The sequence below is a fragment of the Modestobacter sp. SYSU DS0290 genome (assembly GCF_054050955.1).
This window is the reverse complement of record NZ_JBJHAI010000031.1, coordinates 1-15,046: the sequence shown is the minus strand read 5'-3', so window position 1 is coordinate 15,046 and position 15,046 is coordinate 1. Positions and strand designations below refer to the sequence as shown.

Below are 15,046 nucleotides of genomic sequence, written 5' to 3'. Positions count from 1 at the left end.
GGAGCGCGCGCTGCACCTGCCGTGACCGACGCGCTGACGCTCTTCGACGACGTCCTCCCCGCGGAGACCCCCGTCGAGAACCGGCTGCTGCAGGTGCGCACCGTGTACGCCGAGCCCGCGGCCGCCGCCTCCCCGCGCGGCCGCCAGGTGCTCGCCCGGTTCCCCGGCGCCGAGGTCGTCGAGGTGGCGTCGCACTGGCAGCTGCCGGAGCTGCACGGCAACGCCGGCAACGTCGACCGCTGGGTGCGGGTCAAGTCCGAGACGCTGGTGCTCGGGGTGAAGAAGACGCTGACCACCCGCCCGAACGGCCGCTCCGCGGACTTCATCGCGCCCTCGACCGCGAACGGCTGCGCGATGGCCTGCGCCTACTGCTACGTGCCCCGCCGCAAGGGCTACGCCAACCCGATCACCGTGTTCACCAACATCGACCAGATCACCGCGTCGGTGCGCCGGCACGTGGCCCGCCAGGGGCCCAAGACCGAGCCGAACCAGTGCGACCGGGACAGCTGGGTCTACGACATCGGGGAGAACGGCGACTGCTCGGTCGACGCGGTCGTCAGCGACAACGTCGCCGACCTGGTCGCCACCTTCCGCGAGCTGCCGACCGCCAAGGCCGCCTTCGCCACCAAGTACGTCAACCGCGACCTGCTCGACCTCGACCCCCGCGGGCGGACCCGGGTGCGGTTCTCGGTCATGCCCGACGCCGACTCCCGGCTGCTGGACGTGCGCACCAGCCGGGTCGCCGAGCGGATCGCCGCCGTCGACGACTTCGTCGCGGCCGGCTACGAGGTGCACCTCAACCTCTCCCCCGTCGTGCTGCGCGAGGGCTGGGAGGCCGACTGGTCGGCGCTGCTGCAGCAGCTCGACGACGAGCTCTCGCCCGCCGCGAAGGCCCAGGCCGCCGCCGAGGTGATCATGCTGACCCACAACGAGGGCCTGCACGAGGTGAACCTCGGCTGGCACCCGCGGGCCGAGCAGCTGCTCTGGCGCCCGGAGGTGCAGGAGCCCAAGGTCAGCCAGAACGGCCAGCACAACGTCCGGTACCGCGCCGACGTGAAGCGGGCCGGCGTCGCCCGGCTGCACCAGCTGATCCAGGAGCGCGCCCCCTGGCTGCGCGTCCGGTACGCGTTCTGATGGCCGCGCTCACCGCGGTCGGGCTGTCGCTGCTGGACCGCTCCCGCACCCGGGCCGGGGAACCGGACAGCGCCGGGCTGACCGGCACCGTCACCCGCGCCGTCACCGCCGAGCAGCTCGGCTACGACCGGTTCTCCGTCGCCGAGCACCACGGCGTGCCCGGCGTCGCCAGCGCCGCGCCGGCCGTCCTGCTCGCCGCCATCGCCGGCCGGACGACGACGCTGCGGATCGGCTCGGCCGGGGTGATGCTCCCCCACCACCAGCCGCTGGTCGTCGCCGAGCAGTTCGCGATGCTCTCGGCGCTGGCACCGGGCCGGGTCGACCTCGGGCTGGGCCGCTCCCCCGGCTTCACCCCGCCCGTGCGCCGCGCGCTGCGGGAGCACGAGACCGACTTCGCCGCGGACCTGGCCGAACTGCGGTCCTACCTGGACGGCACGGCAGCGGTGACCGTGCGCCCCCGGCCGGCGGCTCCGGTGCCGCTGACCGTGCTGGCCACCGGCCGTGGCCTGGAGGTGGCCGCTCAGCTCGGCCTGCCGGTGATCGTCGGCGGGCCGCTGCTGGGCGTGGCCGGCGACCCCGAGCCCGGGTTGGCCGCGCTGGCCGGCTACCGGCGCAGCTACCGGCCCAGCGTGCAGGCGCCCGAGCCGCGGGTGGCGATCAGCCTGGACGTGCTGGTCGCCGACAGCACGGCCGAGGCGCAGGACCTGCTGCTGCCCGAGGCCTGGGCGATGGCGCAGGCGCGCACCACCGGAGCGTTCCCACCGCTGGAGCCGGTGACCGCGATCCGGGCGCAGGACTGGACACCCCGGCAGCGGCAGTACGTCGAGCAGACCGCCGCCGGTGCGATCGCCGGCACCGCCGAGGAGGTGGCCGAACGGCTCACCACGCTGGTCGAGCGGACCGGCGCGGCGGAGCTGGTCGCCTCCAGCAGCACCTTCGACCGCGCGGCGCTGGCCGCCTCCGACGCCGCGCTGGCGGAGCTGTTCGGCCGTCAGCCGGTCGGCGGCAAGGCGCCGGCCAGCGCCGTCCCGTCGGGGGCGTAGACCACCGGCACGTCCCCGAACCGCGCCGTCCTGGTCGCCGTGTCGCGCACGTCGCGCAGCAGCACGGCAGCCACCCGCTCCGGCTGCGCACGGGCGAACTCCTCGTACAGGGCGGGGTCGTGCTCGCCGGTGTCGCCGACCAGGGTCCAGCGCACCCCGGGCAGGTCGGTGGCCAGCCGCCGCAGCGACGTCCGCTTGTGCGCCTGGCCGTCGCGGAACCAGCGGTCCGGCGTCGGACCCCAGTCGGTGAGCAGCAGCGCGCCGGGCGGGAAGCCGGCCCGCTCCAGGAACCTGGTCAGCGGGCCGGCCAGGTTCCACGGCCCGTTGCTCAGGTAGACGACCGGCACGTGCGGGGCCACCGAGGCCAGCTGGTGCAGCAGCGCGGCCATGCCCGGGACCGCCCGCCGCCGGGTCATCGGCAGCACGAAGGTGCGCCAGGCGGCCCGCAGCGGGGTGGCGATCCCGGTGACGAGCACCGTGTCGTCGATGTCGCAGACCACGCCGCGGGCGGCCCGCGGCGAGGCCAGGTGCACCACCGTGCGCGACTCCCGGTCACCGGCCCGCAGCACCACCGGGACGGCGCCGGCGTCGGGCAGCGGCAGGTCGAGGGTGACGTCGAGCAGCCCGTCGTCGTCGCTGCGCACCGTGTGCCGCTGCCCGGCGATCTGCACGACGACCTCGGTGCGCGGGCTCTCCAGGGTGAGGAACCGCTGCCAGCCGGGCACCGCGCGGCGCTCCTCGGGATGGGCGCCGGCCGGGGCCAGCAGCACCCGGCCGAGCACCCGTGCCCGCCCGTCGCTGCCGTAGCCGGGGTGGGCGAGGACGGCGGGGGTCCAGCCGGCGCGGCGGGCCAGCCGGGACAGCAGGGCGCGCAGGGCGGCGTCGGCGCGGCGGGCCAGCGCAGGCAGGGAGACCACCCCGCCACCCTGCCAGCTGCGATCCCGATGCGGACCGTCGCGGCGCGGAACCCACCACCCGGTCGTCCGCTGTGCCACGGTGCACCCGCCCGTCCCCCCAGCTCAGGAGTCGCTCGTGCCCGCCCTCGAGATGCACGCGGTCTCCAAGACCTATGCCCGGCGCGGGCGCCCGCCGCAGCGGGCGCTGGACGGTCTGGAGCTGGTCGTCGGCGACGGCGGCGTGCACGGCCTGCTGGGGCCCAACGGCTCCGGCAAGACCACGATGATCCGCATCGCGCTCGGCCTGGTCCGCCCCGACAGCGGTGAGGTCCGGCTGCTCGGCCGGCCGGTGCCCAGCGGCCTGCCCGAGGTGATCGGCAGCGTGGGCGCGCTGGTCGAGACGCCGCTGTTCTTCCCGGGGTTCACCGGCCGCCGGAACCTGCGGCTGCTGGCCGAGACCGCGGGGCTGCCCCGCACCCGGGTCGAGGAGGTGCTCGAGGTCGTCGAGCTGCGTGACCGCGCCGACGACCGGTTCGCCGGCTACTCCCTCGGCATGAAGCAGCGCCTGGCCATCGCCGCGGCGCTGCTCAAGGCGCCGCAGCTGCTCGTGCTGGACGAGCCCGGCAACGGGCTGGACCCCGGCGGCATGCGCGACGTCCGCGATCTCGTCCGGCGGCTGGGCCGGGAGGGGACGACGGTGCTGATCAGCTCGCACCTGCTCACCGAGATCCAGCAGGTCGCCGACTCGGTGTCGATCATGGCCCGCGGCCGGTGCATCGCCTCCGGTCCGGTGCACGAGGTGCTGGCCGGGAGCGGGGCACCCGACGTCCGGGTGCGCGTGCCCGACCCCGCGGCCGCCGCCACGGTGCTCACCGCCGCCGGCTACTCGGTGGCACCGGCGCCGGAGGGCGGCCTGCTGGTGCACGCCGTCGCCGCACCGGCGCAGGTGACCCGGCTGCTGGCCGAGTCCGGACACTGGCTGGAGGAGCTGACCCCGATGACCGCAGACCTGGAGAGCGCGTTCCTCGCGCTGACGGCGGAGCGGGCATGAGCGCCGTCGGGACCCCGCCGCGGGCCGACCGGCCAACCGTCCCCGCGGGGCGGTTCGGCGGGCTGCTGCGCGCGGAGCTCCACCGGTTCACCGCCCGCCGGTTCATCCGGATGCTGCTGGCGACGGCCGCGCTGGTCTGGGTCGGCGCCCTGGTGATCGGTCTGCTCAACTACTCGTCTCCCAGCCCGGAACGGCTCGCCGCGGCAGAGCAGCAGCGGCAGGAGCAGATCGAGGCCTCGACCCTGGGGCGCGCGGAGTGCCTCGAGCAGGTCCCCGCGGACGCGGGGATGACGCCGGAGGAATGGTGCGGCCCGCCGGTCCAGGAGTCCGACTTCTCGATCGACCAGTTCATCAGCCCGCCGCCGTTCTCCTTCGCCGACAGCGGTGCGACGGGCGCCGCCGCGGTCGGTCTGCTGGGCGCCGCCCTCGCCTTCCTGATCGGCGCCACCTTCGTCGGGGCCGAGTGGTCGAGCCGGTCGATGACCAACCTGCTGTTCTGGGAGCCGCGCCGGTCGCGGGTGCTGGGCGCCAAGGCCGCGGTGGTCGCCGCCGCCTCGGTGGTGCTCGGCGTGGTCGCGCAGGTCGCCTGGCTGGCGATGGCCGGCATCTGGCAGGGCGTCGTCGGCGACGGCCGGGACCTGCCCGAGGGCTTCTGGTCGGAGCTGGCCGGCGCCCAAGGTCGCGGCGTGCTGCTGACCCTCTTCGCCGGGCTGATCGGCTTCGGGCTGACCAACCTGGTGCGCAACACCGGGGCCGCGCTGGGCACGGCGTTCATCTACGTGCTGGTGGTCGAGACCGCCGTCCGCGCGCTGCAGCCGGCGTGGCAGCCGTGGCTGCTCACCAACAACGTGACGGCGCTGGCCCTGCCCGACGGGCTGACGGTGAACATCGACCAGGGCGAGCGGATCGACGCACAGGGCAACGTGTACTGGGAGATGACCGAGTACCTGATCACCCACCTGCAGAGCGGCGTCGTCCTGGCCGTCGTCACCGTGCTCGTCGTGGGGGCCGGCGTCGTCCTGTTCGGCCGACGGGACGTGCCCTGAGCCGGGAGTACTTCCTGACGACCTGATGACATGCGTTTGGCGCCGGGGGCGGCATCGGGTACGCGCTGGTCATGGACACAGACCTCGAGTCCGCCACCCGCAACGAGCTGCTCCGCCTCGCGCGCGAGCAGGACGTGCCCGGGCGCTCGTCGATGAGCAAGCAGGAGCTGCTCGGCCACCTGCGGCCCCCGCCCATCGGGGAGGCCGACGACGGCTCCGGTGACGAGGCCACCGCGGTGCGCGGCAGCAGCGGACGCGAGGTCCAGTCCCGGGTCGAGGCCTTCCGCCTGCTGGCCGAGGCGCGGGCACGCGGCGAGATGGTGCTCATCCCCCGGATGCTCACCGGCAACGACCGCCGGGTGCACGTCCGGGAGACCGTGCGGGAGGACCACGAGCAGCGGATCGCCACCGGTGACCTGGAGGCCCGGGACAAGTTCGACAAGCTCGCCGGCTCCGTCTTCCACTTCTTCCGCGGCACGAACCTGCTCTTCTACCGCGACCTGGTCGGCGAGGACGCCCGGATGCCCACGGTGCTGGCCCTGGGCGACGTCCACCCGGGCAACTTCGGGGTGATGCCCAGCTCCGACAACGTGCCGATCTTCAGCGTCAACGACTTCGACGACGCCTACTACGCGCCCTTCACCTGGGACCTCAAGCGCGGCGCCGTCGGGTTCATGCTCGGCGCGGAGGAGAAGAGCGGCAAGGGCCGGAAGAAGCAGCGCGCCATCGCCCGCAGCTTCGTGCGCGGCTACGTCGAGGGGATCGCCTCCTACGCGGCCGACGGCGGCGAGTACACCGAGCAGATGCGCCTGGACAACGCGCCGCCGCTGATCGCCGAGCTGATCTCCAGCACGCTGGAGACCAGCCGGGCCGACTGGCTGGCCGAGGACCTGCTCGACGAGACCCGCAGCGGCTTCCGCACCGACGAGGAGCTGGTCCCGGTCAGCAGCCGCCGCGCGGAGTTCCAGGACATCGTCGACCGCTTCGTCGCCGAGAACGAGGTGCAGGTCCCCGAGCGGGCCGGGCGCATGCGGGTGAAGGACGTCGCCGAGCGGCGGAACGCCGGCACCGCGTCGCTGGGGCTCACCCGGTACTACGTGCTGATCGCCGGCGTGCAGGGCGACGGCACCGACGACCTGCTGCTGGAGTTCAAGCGCGCCCGCCGCTCGGCGCTGGCCGGGCTGGTGCCGCCCTCGGGGTACGAGGTCGACGGCCAGGGCGACCGGATCAAGCACGCGCAGCGGGTGCACCTGGTGAACGGCGACGTCTTCTACGGCAGCACCGACATCGACGGGCTGAGCTTCATGGTGCGGGAGCGGGCACCGTTCCGGGACGACATCAGCCTGGACGAGCTGTCGACCAGCGAGTGGAAGGACTACGCGACGATCTGCGGCCGGGTGCTGGCGCACACGCACGCGCTGTCCGACGAGACCGGCAACGTCGACTACGACGTCGAGCCGGCGATCATGGAGGCCATCGGCGGGCGGGACCTGTTCGTCGACGACGTCCTGCGCTTCGCCGAGGAGGCCGCCGACCGGCTGCGCCGCGACCACGAGCACTTCGTCGCCGACCACGAGCTCGGCGCCTTCCGCACCGTCGACGTCGTCTACCGCTGAGTCCCCGGTCCGCCTTGCCCGCTGCCCCTTGCCCGCTGCCCGTCGCCCCGCCCGGCGGAGGACGCATCGGTGAGCTGCTGCAGGCCCTCGACGGCGCGCTCCGCAGCCGCTGACGCACCCTGCGTCCACGAAGCAGGGACCCCCGTCCGGACCTGCCGAAACTGTCGTACCCCCTTCGTAGGTTCGGGTCATGTCGCGGCGGTCGGGGTCGAGCGTGATCGAGGGGCTGGTCCTCGACTGGGCTGTCGAGCACCCTGTCGAGCCCTCCCGGCTGCCCGCTCTGCTGTTGTCCGATGAGGAGCTGGCCGAGGAGCTGCAGCGGGTGCAGCAGCGCCGCGCCCGGGATGCCGCCTACGAGGCCGAGCTGATCCTCGCCCTGGCCGCTGACCGGCCGCCGTCCGCTGATCCGGCACCGGATCACCCGGGTGCGCGGCGGGCGGGGTGGACCGCCCAGCCGGGCGAGGGTGAGGTCAGTGAGTTCTTCACCGCCGAGCTGGCCACCGTGCTCAACCTGGGGCGAGGGACGGCGGCGATCCGGTTGACCCGCGCGTTGACCTGGCAGCGGAAGCTGCCGGCCACCTTCGCCGCGCTGCGGGCCGGTGAGCTCGATGAGCGCCGGGCGCAGCAGCTGGCGGATGCGTTGAAGTCGACTCCCGCCGAGGTCGCCGCCCGCGTCGAGGAACGAGTGCTGGGTGAGGTGAGCGACCTGTCGGTATCGGCGGTGAAGAAGCGCGCCACCGAGCTGATGCTGCGCTTCGACGCCACAGCGGCGGAGGAAGCGCGGGCGGAGGCGGAGAAGACCGCCGACGTGCACCTCTACCCCTCGGCTGCTGATGGGCGGGCGGTGCTGGCCGCGGACCTGCCCGCCGATGAGGCCGCCGAGTGTGCCGACCAGCTCGACCAGCTGGCCCGGATGCTCAAGGCCGACGGGGACGACCGACCCATCGGTGCGCTGCGGGCCCAGGCGCTCTCGGCGTTGATCCGCCGCCCTGGCGACTCCGGCCTGCCGCTGGTCACAGCGAACCTGACGATCACCGCCGCACTGGAGGCGTTGGAGGGCGGGAGTACGCCGGGTGAGGTGAACGGGCTGCCGATCACCGCCGCCCACCTGCGCGACCTGCTCGCCCGCGTCGGCGCCCTCGGCCTGAGCGCCCCCGACGGCGGCAGCCTCACGTTCACGATCACCGGCCCCGACGGGGAACTGCTGGCCACCACCACCCCCGCCGAGCTGGCCCGGCTCACCACGCGCGGCTGCAGTGAGCACCCCGAGGGGATGTGCGGCTGTGCGCTGCTCGGGCCGCCACCGGCCACCGAGCGCTACGAGCCCACTGCCCGGCAGCGGGCGTTCGTCACCGCCCGGGATCGGCGCTGCCGCTTCCCCAACTGCGGGCAACGCGTCGGCTGGGCCGACCTCGACCACGTCATCCCGCACGCCCGCGGCGGCGAGACCGACTGCGCCAACCTCTGCTGCCTGTGCCGCAGCCACCACCGGCTCAAGACCCACGCCCCCGGCTGGCGGTTCGCGATGACCCCCGACGGCACCCTGCGGGTGACCACCCCGAGCGGGGTCACCCGCACCACCCGACCACCCGGCCGCCGACCACCCGGCACCCAACCACCTGAGGCCCGACCAGCCACCGGCCCCGAACCGCCACCGACCGAACCCGCCGGCGACCCACCGCCCTTCTGAGTCGGCGCTCTCCTGAGTCGGCGCCCTCCTGGGTCGACACCTGGAGACATCGCCCTGTCCGCATGCCGCCGTGTCGGCGAGGTGGCACACGCATACGCGGCATGCGGACACGGCGTTCACGTCGACTGCGCACTCCCGTCGGCGCAGCGGCCGCGCACCCGCCGAGGGGTCGTTGCCTCACCCGCCGCCGGGCAGCAAGCTCACCGGGTGCACAGACGCCACTTCCTCGCCGCCGGAGCCGCGCTCGCCCTCGCCGGGTGCGGCTCCGGGCCGGCGCGGCGCGCGGACGGGCCGACGACGTCACCGGTGCCCTCGGCTCCGTCGTCCTCCCCCACGCCCGAGCCGACCCCGACCGAGGAGCCACCGCCCACCCCGGGCACGCCGGCCGAGATCCTGGCCCGCTCCACGGTCCCGGTGCTCTGCTTCCACCAGCTGCGCGAGCACACCACCGAGGACAGCGCGTACGCCCGCAGCATCACCACCCCACCGGACGCCTTCCGCGCCCAGCTGACCGCGCTCCGGGACGGCGGGTACACCCCCGTGTCCGCTCCCGCGCTCGTCGACCACCTGCAGTTCGGCACCGGCCTGCCCGAGCGGCCGGTGCTGCTCACCTTCGACGACGGCTCGGTCACCCACGCCACCGTCGGACTCCCGGTGCTGCGGGAGTTCGGCTTCACCGGCGCCTTCTTCCCGATGACCGTCGTGCTCGACAAGCCGAACTGGCTGAGCACCGACCAGCTGCGCGAGCTCGAGGCGGCCGGCATGACGATCGGCGCGCACAGCTGGGACCACCAGCGGATGGACCGCCTCTCCGGCGACCAGTGGGCCGAACAGGTGGACCAGCCCCGCCAGACGCTCGCGGACGTCCTCGGTCACCCGGTCGACCTGCTCGCCTACCCGCACGGCGTGTGGAACCAGGAGACGCTGGCCCACGCCGCGTCGGCGGGCCACCGGGCCGCGTTCCAGCTGTCCGACCCGACCGATCCCGCCCAGCCGCTGCTCACCATCCGCCGGATCATGCCGCCGCCCACCTGGGACGGCGCCACCCTGCTGGCCCACCTCGAGTCCGACTTCTGACCTCCCGGCGCGTCCGAGCGCCCGGCGGATCCCCCGGGATCAGCCCGGGTGTGACGGGCCGCGCTCCGCCGGTGCGGCCACGCGGCGGTGACCGAACCGGCCCAGCGGGAGCAGCCCCAGCACGGCGAGGCAGATGACCGCCAGCACCACCGTGCCGGCCGGTTCGGGGAGCCACTCCGCGGCGAGCCAGCCCGCGCCCGCCCCCACCACGACCACTGCCAGCAGCCACCGCATGCGCCGATTCCTACCGGATCCGGCCCGGTACGTCACGGGGGCCGCGCAGCGCCATGCCCGCTGACTACCGTGGTCGGCGTGGCCCGGGTGGTGGTGATCGGCGCCGGGCTCGGCGGTCTGGCGGCCGCGGCCCGGCTCGCCGCGGCCGGCCACGCGGTCACCGTGCTGGAACAGGGGCCGGTGATCGGCGGGAAGCTCGGCTGGTTCGAGCGCGACGGGCACGGCTTCGACACCGGCCCCAGCCTGGTCACCCTCCCCCAGGTGCTCCGCGACCTCTTCGCCGCCACCGGCGCCCCGCTGGACGACGTGCTGGAGCTCCAGCGGCTCGATCCGGCCGTCGCCTACCGCTTCGCCGACGGGACGACGGTCGACGTCCCGGGCAGCCGTGAGCGGATCCCGGCGGCACTCGACGACGCACTGGGCGCCGGCAGCGGCGCGCAGTGGGCGGCCCTGCTCGACCGCGCGGAGGCGATGTGGCGGGCCACCGAGCAGCCGTTCCTGCGCTCCCCGCTGGCCGGGGCGGGCACGCTGCTGCGGCTGGCCCGGAGCGCTGCCGACCTGCGCACCATCGCCCCCGGCCGCACGCTGCGAGGGCTGGGTGGGCGGTACCTGACCGACCCGCGGCTGCGGATGCTGCTGGACCGCTACGCCACCTACTCCGGCTCCGACCCCCGCCGGGCCCCCGCCGCGCTGCTCACCGTTCCGTACGCCGAGCAGGCGTTCGGCTCCTGGTACGTGCCGGGCGGGCTGCGCCGGCTGGTCGAGGCGGTCGCGCAGCGGGCCGTCGAGCGGGGCGCGGTGGTGCGCACCGACGCCCCCGTCGCCGAGGTCCTCGTCGAGAGCGGCCGCGCGGCCGGCGTGCGGCTGGCCGACGGCGAGCGGGTGCCGGCCGACGTCGTCGTCAGCAACGCCGACGCCACCGCCCTCTACCGCGGTCTGCTGCCCGCCGCCGCCCCGGCCCGCGGCCCCCGGGCGGCGCTGCGCCGGGTGACGCCGTCGTCCTCCGGGCTGGTGCTCCTGCTCGCGCTGCGCGGGCGCACCCCCGGGCTGGCGCACCACACGGTGCTCTTCCCGGCCGACTACGACGCCGAGTTCGACGCGCTGTTCGGCCGGCGGGGTGCAACACGGCCGGTGGCCGACCCGACCGTCTACGTCAGCGCCCCCGATGACCCGGCCACCCGGCCCGACGCCGACAGCGAGTCGTGGTTCGTGCTGGTCAACGCGCCGAGACACGAGCCGGGGAGCGGCGTCGACTGGACCGCCCCCGGGCTCGCCGACGCCCAGGCGGACCGGGTGCTCGACGTGCTGGCCGCCCGCGGGCTCGACGTGCGCGACCGGGTGCGCTGGCGAGTGGTGCGCACCCCGGCCGACCTGGAACGGGAGACCGCCAGCCCCGGCGGGTCGATCTACGGGACGTCGAGCAACGGCGCGCGGGCGGCGTTCCTGCGCCCCGGCAACGCCTCCCCGCTGCCGGGGCTGTTCCTGGTCGGCGGCTCCGCACACCCCGGTGGCGGGCTGCCGTTGGTCACGCTCTCCGCGGAGATCGTCGCCGGGCTGGTGGGGCCGGCGTGAGGTCGACGTCCGGCCGGGGACGGTCCAGCACCCGGAGCAGCCACCAGCCGTAGGCCACCAGGCCCACGACCATCGCGAGCCGGACGCCGAAGGGCAGGTTCCCCGGGCTGGCCAGCTGGGTGAAGTCGGTGAGCGCGTGCAGCAGCACCAGCGGCCAGACCGTGCCCAGGTGCCAGCGCAGCGCCGCCAGGCAGAAGCCGTAGCAGCCCGCCGAGACCACGATGGTGAGCACGTCGTCCCACGGCCGGCCGAACCAGAACCCGGACAGCGCGTGCCCCAGCCCGAACAGCACCCCCACCCAGACCGCGGCGGCGGCCGGCCCGAGCCCGGCGAGCACCCGCTGCACCAGCCCTCGGCTCAGCACCTCCTCCGAGAGCCCGATCGACAGGGTCATCACCGCGATGCTGCTCAGCACCGCCGCTGAGCCGGCCAGCCCGGACAGGGCGTAGACGGCACCCTCGGCCGCCAGCGGCGCGGCCAGCCACCAGCGACGATCCGGCCGGCGCCAGCGCAGCCCCGCCTCGCGCCACCAGCCCAGCCACCCGACCAGCGCCGCCGTGCCGGCGGCCAGCACGACGTTCACCACGACCGCGCCCAGCGACGGCGACCAGTCCGGCGACAGCGGGGGCAGCAGGTCCTCGATCGCGAACAGCGCCAGGTGCCACAGCAGGGTGAGCGCGGCGGCCACGGTGAGCGGCCGCCGCCGGGCGAGGCCGAGCACGCGCTGGCGCACGGCAGGCAGCCTCCCGCGCCCGGGGGCGCGCCGTCCAGGCCTCGCTCCCCGCCCCGCGCGACCGCGGCACCCGGCCGCTAGGGTCCGCACTACCTACAAGTCACTAGGTAAGCGAGGACGCCGTGAGCACCGACGCGCACACCCCCTTCGACCGGGCCGTCGCCGCCGTGCGCGGCGGAGCCGCCGTCCAGGCCGAGGCCCGGCAGCTGTTCGCCCAGCTCACCCCGGACGAGCGGCTCGGCCTGCTCGACGGCGACTGGGAGTTCTGGGACGGCTTCCTGGCGATGCTGACCGGTGGCTACAACACCGTGCCGATCCCGCACGGCGCCGTCGCCCGGCTCGGCATCCCCGGCACCCAGTTCGTGGACGGACCCCGCGGCTGCGTCTCCGGCAACGGCACCGCCTTCCCCGTCTCCATGGCCCGCGGCGCCACCTGGGACCCAGAGCTGGAGGAGCGGGTCGGCCAGGTCATCGGCCGGGAGGTGCGCGCGGTCGGCGGCAACTTCTTCGGCGGCGTGTGCATCAACCTGCTGCGCCACCCCGCCTGGGGACGGGCGCAGGAGACCTACGGCGACGACCCGTTCCACCTGGGCGAGATGGGCGCCGCCCTGGTGCGCGGCACCCAGCGGTACGTGATGGCCTGCGCCAAGCACTACGCGCTGAACTCGATGGAGAACGCCCGCTTCACCGTCGACGTCACCATCGACGAGGCCACGCTGCAGGACGTCTACCTGCCGCACTTCAAGCGGACCGTCGACGAGGGCGTGGCGGCGATCATGAGCGCCTACAACTCGGTCAACGGCGAGTGGGCCGGGCAGAACCGGCACCTGCTCACCGAGGTGCTGCGCGACCAGTGGGGCTGGGACGGGATCACCGTCAGCGACTTCATCTGGGGCCTGCGCGACGCCGGCGCCTCGCTCAACGCGGGGCTCGACCTGGAGGAGCCGTTCCGCCAGCAGCGCGCCCAGCACCTGCCCGGCCAGCTGGACGACGGCACCACGAGCTGGGAGCTGGTCGAGCGCTCCGGCGTCCGGATGATCGCGGCGATGCTGCGCTCCTACGCCGCCCGCGAGGACGGCGCGTTCGGCCCGGAGCTGATGGCCGACGACGACGCCCGCGCGCTGGCCCGGGAGGTCGCCGCCCGCGCGATGGTGCTGCTGCGCAACGAGCCGGTCGACGGCGCCCCGGTGCTCCCGCTGGACCCCGCGGCGGTCACGTCGATCGCGGTCATCGGCCGGCTGGCGACCGAGGTCAACCAGGGCGACCACGGCTCCTCCGACGTCCGCCCGCCCAGCAGCACCACGCCGCTGGAGGGCATCACCGCGGCCTTCCCCGGTGCCCGGATCACCCACGTCGCCGAGGACGATCCGGCGGCCGCGGCTGAGGCGGCGCGGCAGGCCGATGTCGCGATCGTCGTCGCCGGCTTCACCGCCGAGGACGAGGGCGAGTACGTCGGCTCGGACACGATGAACAACCCGGACCTGCTGGCGCTCTACCCGCCGCGGCCGGACGGCGTCCGGGCCACCGGCGACGAGGTGGTGATGACCGCCGGCGAGGGGTTCGGCGGTGACCGCGACTCGCTGCGCCTGCGGCCGGTCCAGGAGGAGGTCATCCGGGCGACGGCCGCGGCCAACCCGCGCACCGTCGTCACGATGGTCGCTGCCGGCCCGGTGCTCACCGAGGCGTGGCGGCAGGAGGTCCCGGCGATCCTGCTCCAGTGGTACGCCGGCATGGAGGGCGGCCCGGCGCTCGGCGACGTGCTCACCGGCGCCGCGGAGCCGGCCGGCCGGCTGCCGTTCAGCGTGCCGACCAGCGAGGAGCACCTGCCCTTCTTCGACCGGGACGCCACCGCGATCACCTACGACCGGTGGCACGGCCAGCGCCTGCTGGACCGGCTGGGCGTCGAGGCGGCGTACCCGCACGGCTTCGGGCTGTCCTACACGTCGTTCACCATCGGCGACGTGACGGCGGATGGGTCGGCGGTGACCGCGACGGTCACCAACACCGGCAGCCGCGACGGCCGGCACGTCGTGCAGGTCTACGGCCGCACCGGCAGCGGCGGCTACCCGGGCGAGCGGATGCTGGTCGGCTTCCGCAGCGTCGCCGTCCCCGCCGGGGAGTCGGTCACCGTCGAGGTCCCGGTCAGCCTGCTGGCGCTGGCCCGCTGGGACGACGACCGGCGCGAGCGGGTGCTGCCCGAGGTCGCCGACGTCGAGCTGCAGGTGGGGGCGCACGCCACCGACCCGCAGGCCGTCGTCCTCCGGCTTGGCTGAGGCCCGCCCGCGCGGGCCCGGCAGCCGGTGGACGCCGGAGCAGCGCCGCCGGCAGATCCTCGACGAGGCGACCCGGATCGTCGGGCAGCGCGGCTTCTACGGGTTCAGCGTGCAGGCGGTCGCCGATGCGTGCGGGCTGACCGTCGCCGGGTTGCTGCACCACGTGGGCTCGAAGGAGCAGCTGCTCGTGGCGCTGCTGGAGGACCGGGACCGCCGGGACGCCGCCGCCGTCGCCGGGGAGCTCGGCGCCGGCCTGGATGACCTGGACGGCTCCTCGCCGGCCGAGACGCGGGCGGTGCTGCGGGCGGTCGTCGTCCGCAACACCACCCAGCCGGAGATCGTCCGGTTGTACTCGATGCTGCGCACCGAGTCGCTGTTCGAGGGCCACCCCGCGCACGGGTACTTCCGCGACCGGGACGCCCGGGTGCTGGCCACCTTCACCCGGCTGGTCACCGGCCACGTCGAGCACCCCGGCTCCACCGCCCGCCAGCTGCTCGCGGTGATGGGCGGCCTGGAGGAGCAGTGGCTGCGCACGCCGGACGAGGTGGACCTGGTGCAGGAATGGGACCGCGCCGTCGCCCGACTGCTGCCCTGAACGCGCCGGGGGGGGGGGGGGGGGCGCGGGGGGGGGCGCCCGCGGGGGCCCGGCGGGGGGGGCCCGCGCCGGGGCGGGGGCGGGGG

At 75.1% G+C, this 15,046-nt stretch carries 13 protein-coding genes; 10 read left to right on the top strand and 3 right to left on the bottom strand.

Annotation, left to right across the window (positions count from 1 at the left end):
* The first annotated feature begins 21 nt into the window (after positions 1-21).
* Together ACI795_RS18435 and ACI795_RS18430 are read left to right on the top strand one after the other, a co-directional pair.
* The gene (locus tag ACI795_RS18435) at positions 22-1,134 is read left to right on the top strand and encodes a spore photoproduct lyase family protein (RefSeq protein WP_457077043.1); all 1,113 of its coding nucleotides are present in this window, start codon (positions 22-24) and stop codon (positions 1,132-1,134) included.
* Complete coding sequence (locus ACI795_RS18430; protein ID WP_457077042.1) at positions 1,134-2,177, top strand: MsnO8 family LLM class oxidoreductase; 1,044 nt, start codon at positions 1,134-1,136, stop codon at positions 2,175-2,177. The genes ACI795_RS18435 and ACI795_RS18430 overlap by 1 nt, the downstream gene beginning before the upstream one ends.
* Here ACI795_RS18430 and ACI795_RS18425 read toward each other — a convergent pair.
* Entirely contained in the window at positions 2,126-3,094 is a 969-nt protein-coding gene (locus ACI795_RS18425) for an App1 family protein (RefSeq protein WP_457077041.1), read from the bottom strand. The two genes, ACI795_RS18430 and ACI795_RS18425, sit on opposite strands and share 52 nt — an antisense overlap.
* A gap of 115 nt (positions 3,095-3,209) precedes the next feature.
* Here ACI795_RS18425 and ACI795_RS18420 point away from each other — a divergent pair, with 115 nt between their 5' ends.
* From ACI795_RS18420 to ACI795_RS18400, 5 genes are all read left to right on the top strand, one after another.
* Entirely contained in the window at positions 3,210-4,124 is a 915-nt protein-coding gene (locus tag ACI795_RS18420) for an ABC transporter ATP-binding protein (protein WP_457077040.1), read from the top strand.
* The gene (locus ACI795_RS18415; protein ID WP_457077039.1) at positions 4,121-5,170 is read left to right on the top strand and encodes an ABC transporter permease subunit; all 1,050 of its coding nucleotides are present in this window, start codon (positions 4,121-4,123) and stop codon (positions 5,168-5,170) included. Before ACI795_RS18420 ends, ACI795_RS18415 begins: the two co-directional genes overlap by 4 nt.
* Positions 5,171-5,241: 71 nt before the next feature.
* Positions 5,242-6,786, top strand: a complete 1,545-nt coding sequence (locus ACI795_RS18410) for a DUF2252 family protein (protein WP_457077038.1) — start codon at positions 5,242-5,244, stop codon at positions 6,784-6,786.
* 190 nt (positions 6,787-6,976) lie between these two features.
* Positions 6,977-8,476, top strand: a complete 1,500-nt coding sequence (locus tag ACI795_RS18405; protein ID WP_457077037.1) for a DUF222 domain-containing protein — start codon at positions 6,977-6,979, stop codon at positions 8,474-8,476.
* Positions 8,477-8,683: 207 nt separating this feature from the next.
* On the top strand, positions 8,684-9,553 hold the full coding sequence (locus ACI795_RS18400; protein WP_457077036.1) for a polysaccharide deacetylase family protein: 870 nt from the start codon (positions 8,684-8,686) through the stop codon (positions 9,551-9,553).
* Positions 9,554-9,592: 39 nt separating this feature from the next.
* Here ACI795_RS18400 and ACI795_RS18395 read toward each other — a convergent pair whose 3' ends face one another.
* Complete coding sequence (locus tag ACI795_RS18395) at positions 9,593-9,787, bottom strand: hypothetical protein (protein ID WP_457077035.1); 195 nt, start codon at positions 9,785-9,787, stop codon at positions 9,593-9,595.
* Between the two features lie 78 nt (positions 9,788-9,865).
* Here ACI795_RS18395 and ACI795_RS18390 point away from each other — a divergent pair, with 78 nt between their 5' ends.
* Complete coding sequence (locus ACI795_RS18390; RefSeq protein ID WP_457077033.1) at positions 9,866-11,359, top strand: phytoene desaturase family protein; 1,494 nt, start codon at positions 9,866-9,868, stop codon at positions 11,357-11,359.
* Here ACI795_RS18390 and ACI795_RS18385 read toward each other — a convergent pair.
* Positions 11,313-12,092 (bottom strand): CPBP family intramembrane glutamic endopeptidase, encoded by a 780-nt coding sequence (locus tag ACI795_RS18385; RefSeq protein ID WP_457077031.1) that lies wholly within the window; start codon positions 12,090-12,092, stop codon positions 11,313-11,315. The two genes, ACI795_RS18390 and ACI795_RS18385, sit on opposite strands and share 47 nt — an antisense overlap.
* 122 nt (positions 12,093-12,214) lie before the next feature.
* Between ACI795_RS18385 and ACI795_RS18380 the strand changes: the two genes are divergently transcribed.
* Both ACI795_RS18380 and ACI795_RS18375 read left to right on the top strand, forming a co-directional pair.
* The gene (locus ACI795_RS18380) at positions 12,215-14,365 is read left to right on the top strand and encodes a beta-glucosidase (RefSeq protein WP_457077030.1); all 2,151 of its coding nucleotides are present in this window, start codon (positions 12,215-12,217) and stop codon (positions 14,363-14,365) included.
* Entirely contained in the window at positions 14,358-14,960 is a 603-nt protein-coding gene (locus ACI795_RS18375; RefSeq protein WP_457077029.1) for a TetR/AcrR family transcriptional regulator, read from the top strand. Before ACI795_RS18380 ends, ACI795_RS18375 begins: the two co-directional genes overlap by 8 nt.
* Positions 14,961-15,046: the final 86 nt, after the last annotated feature.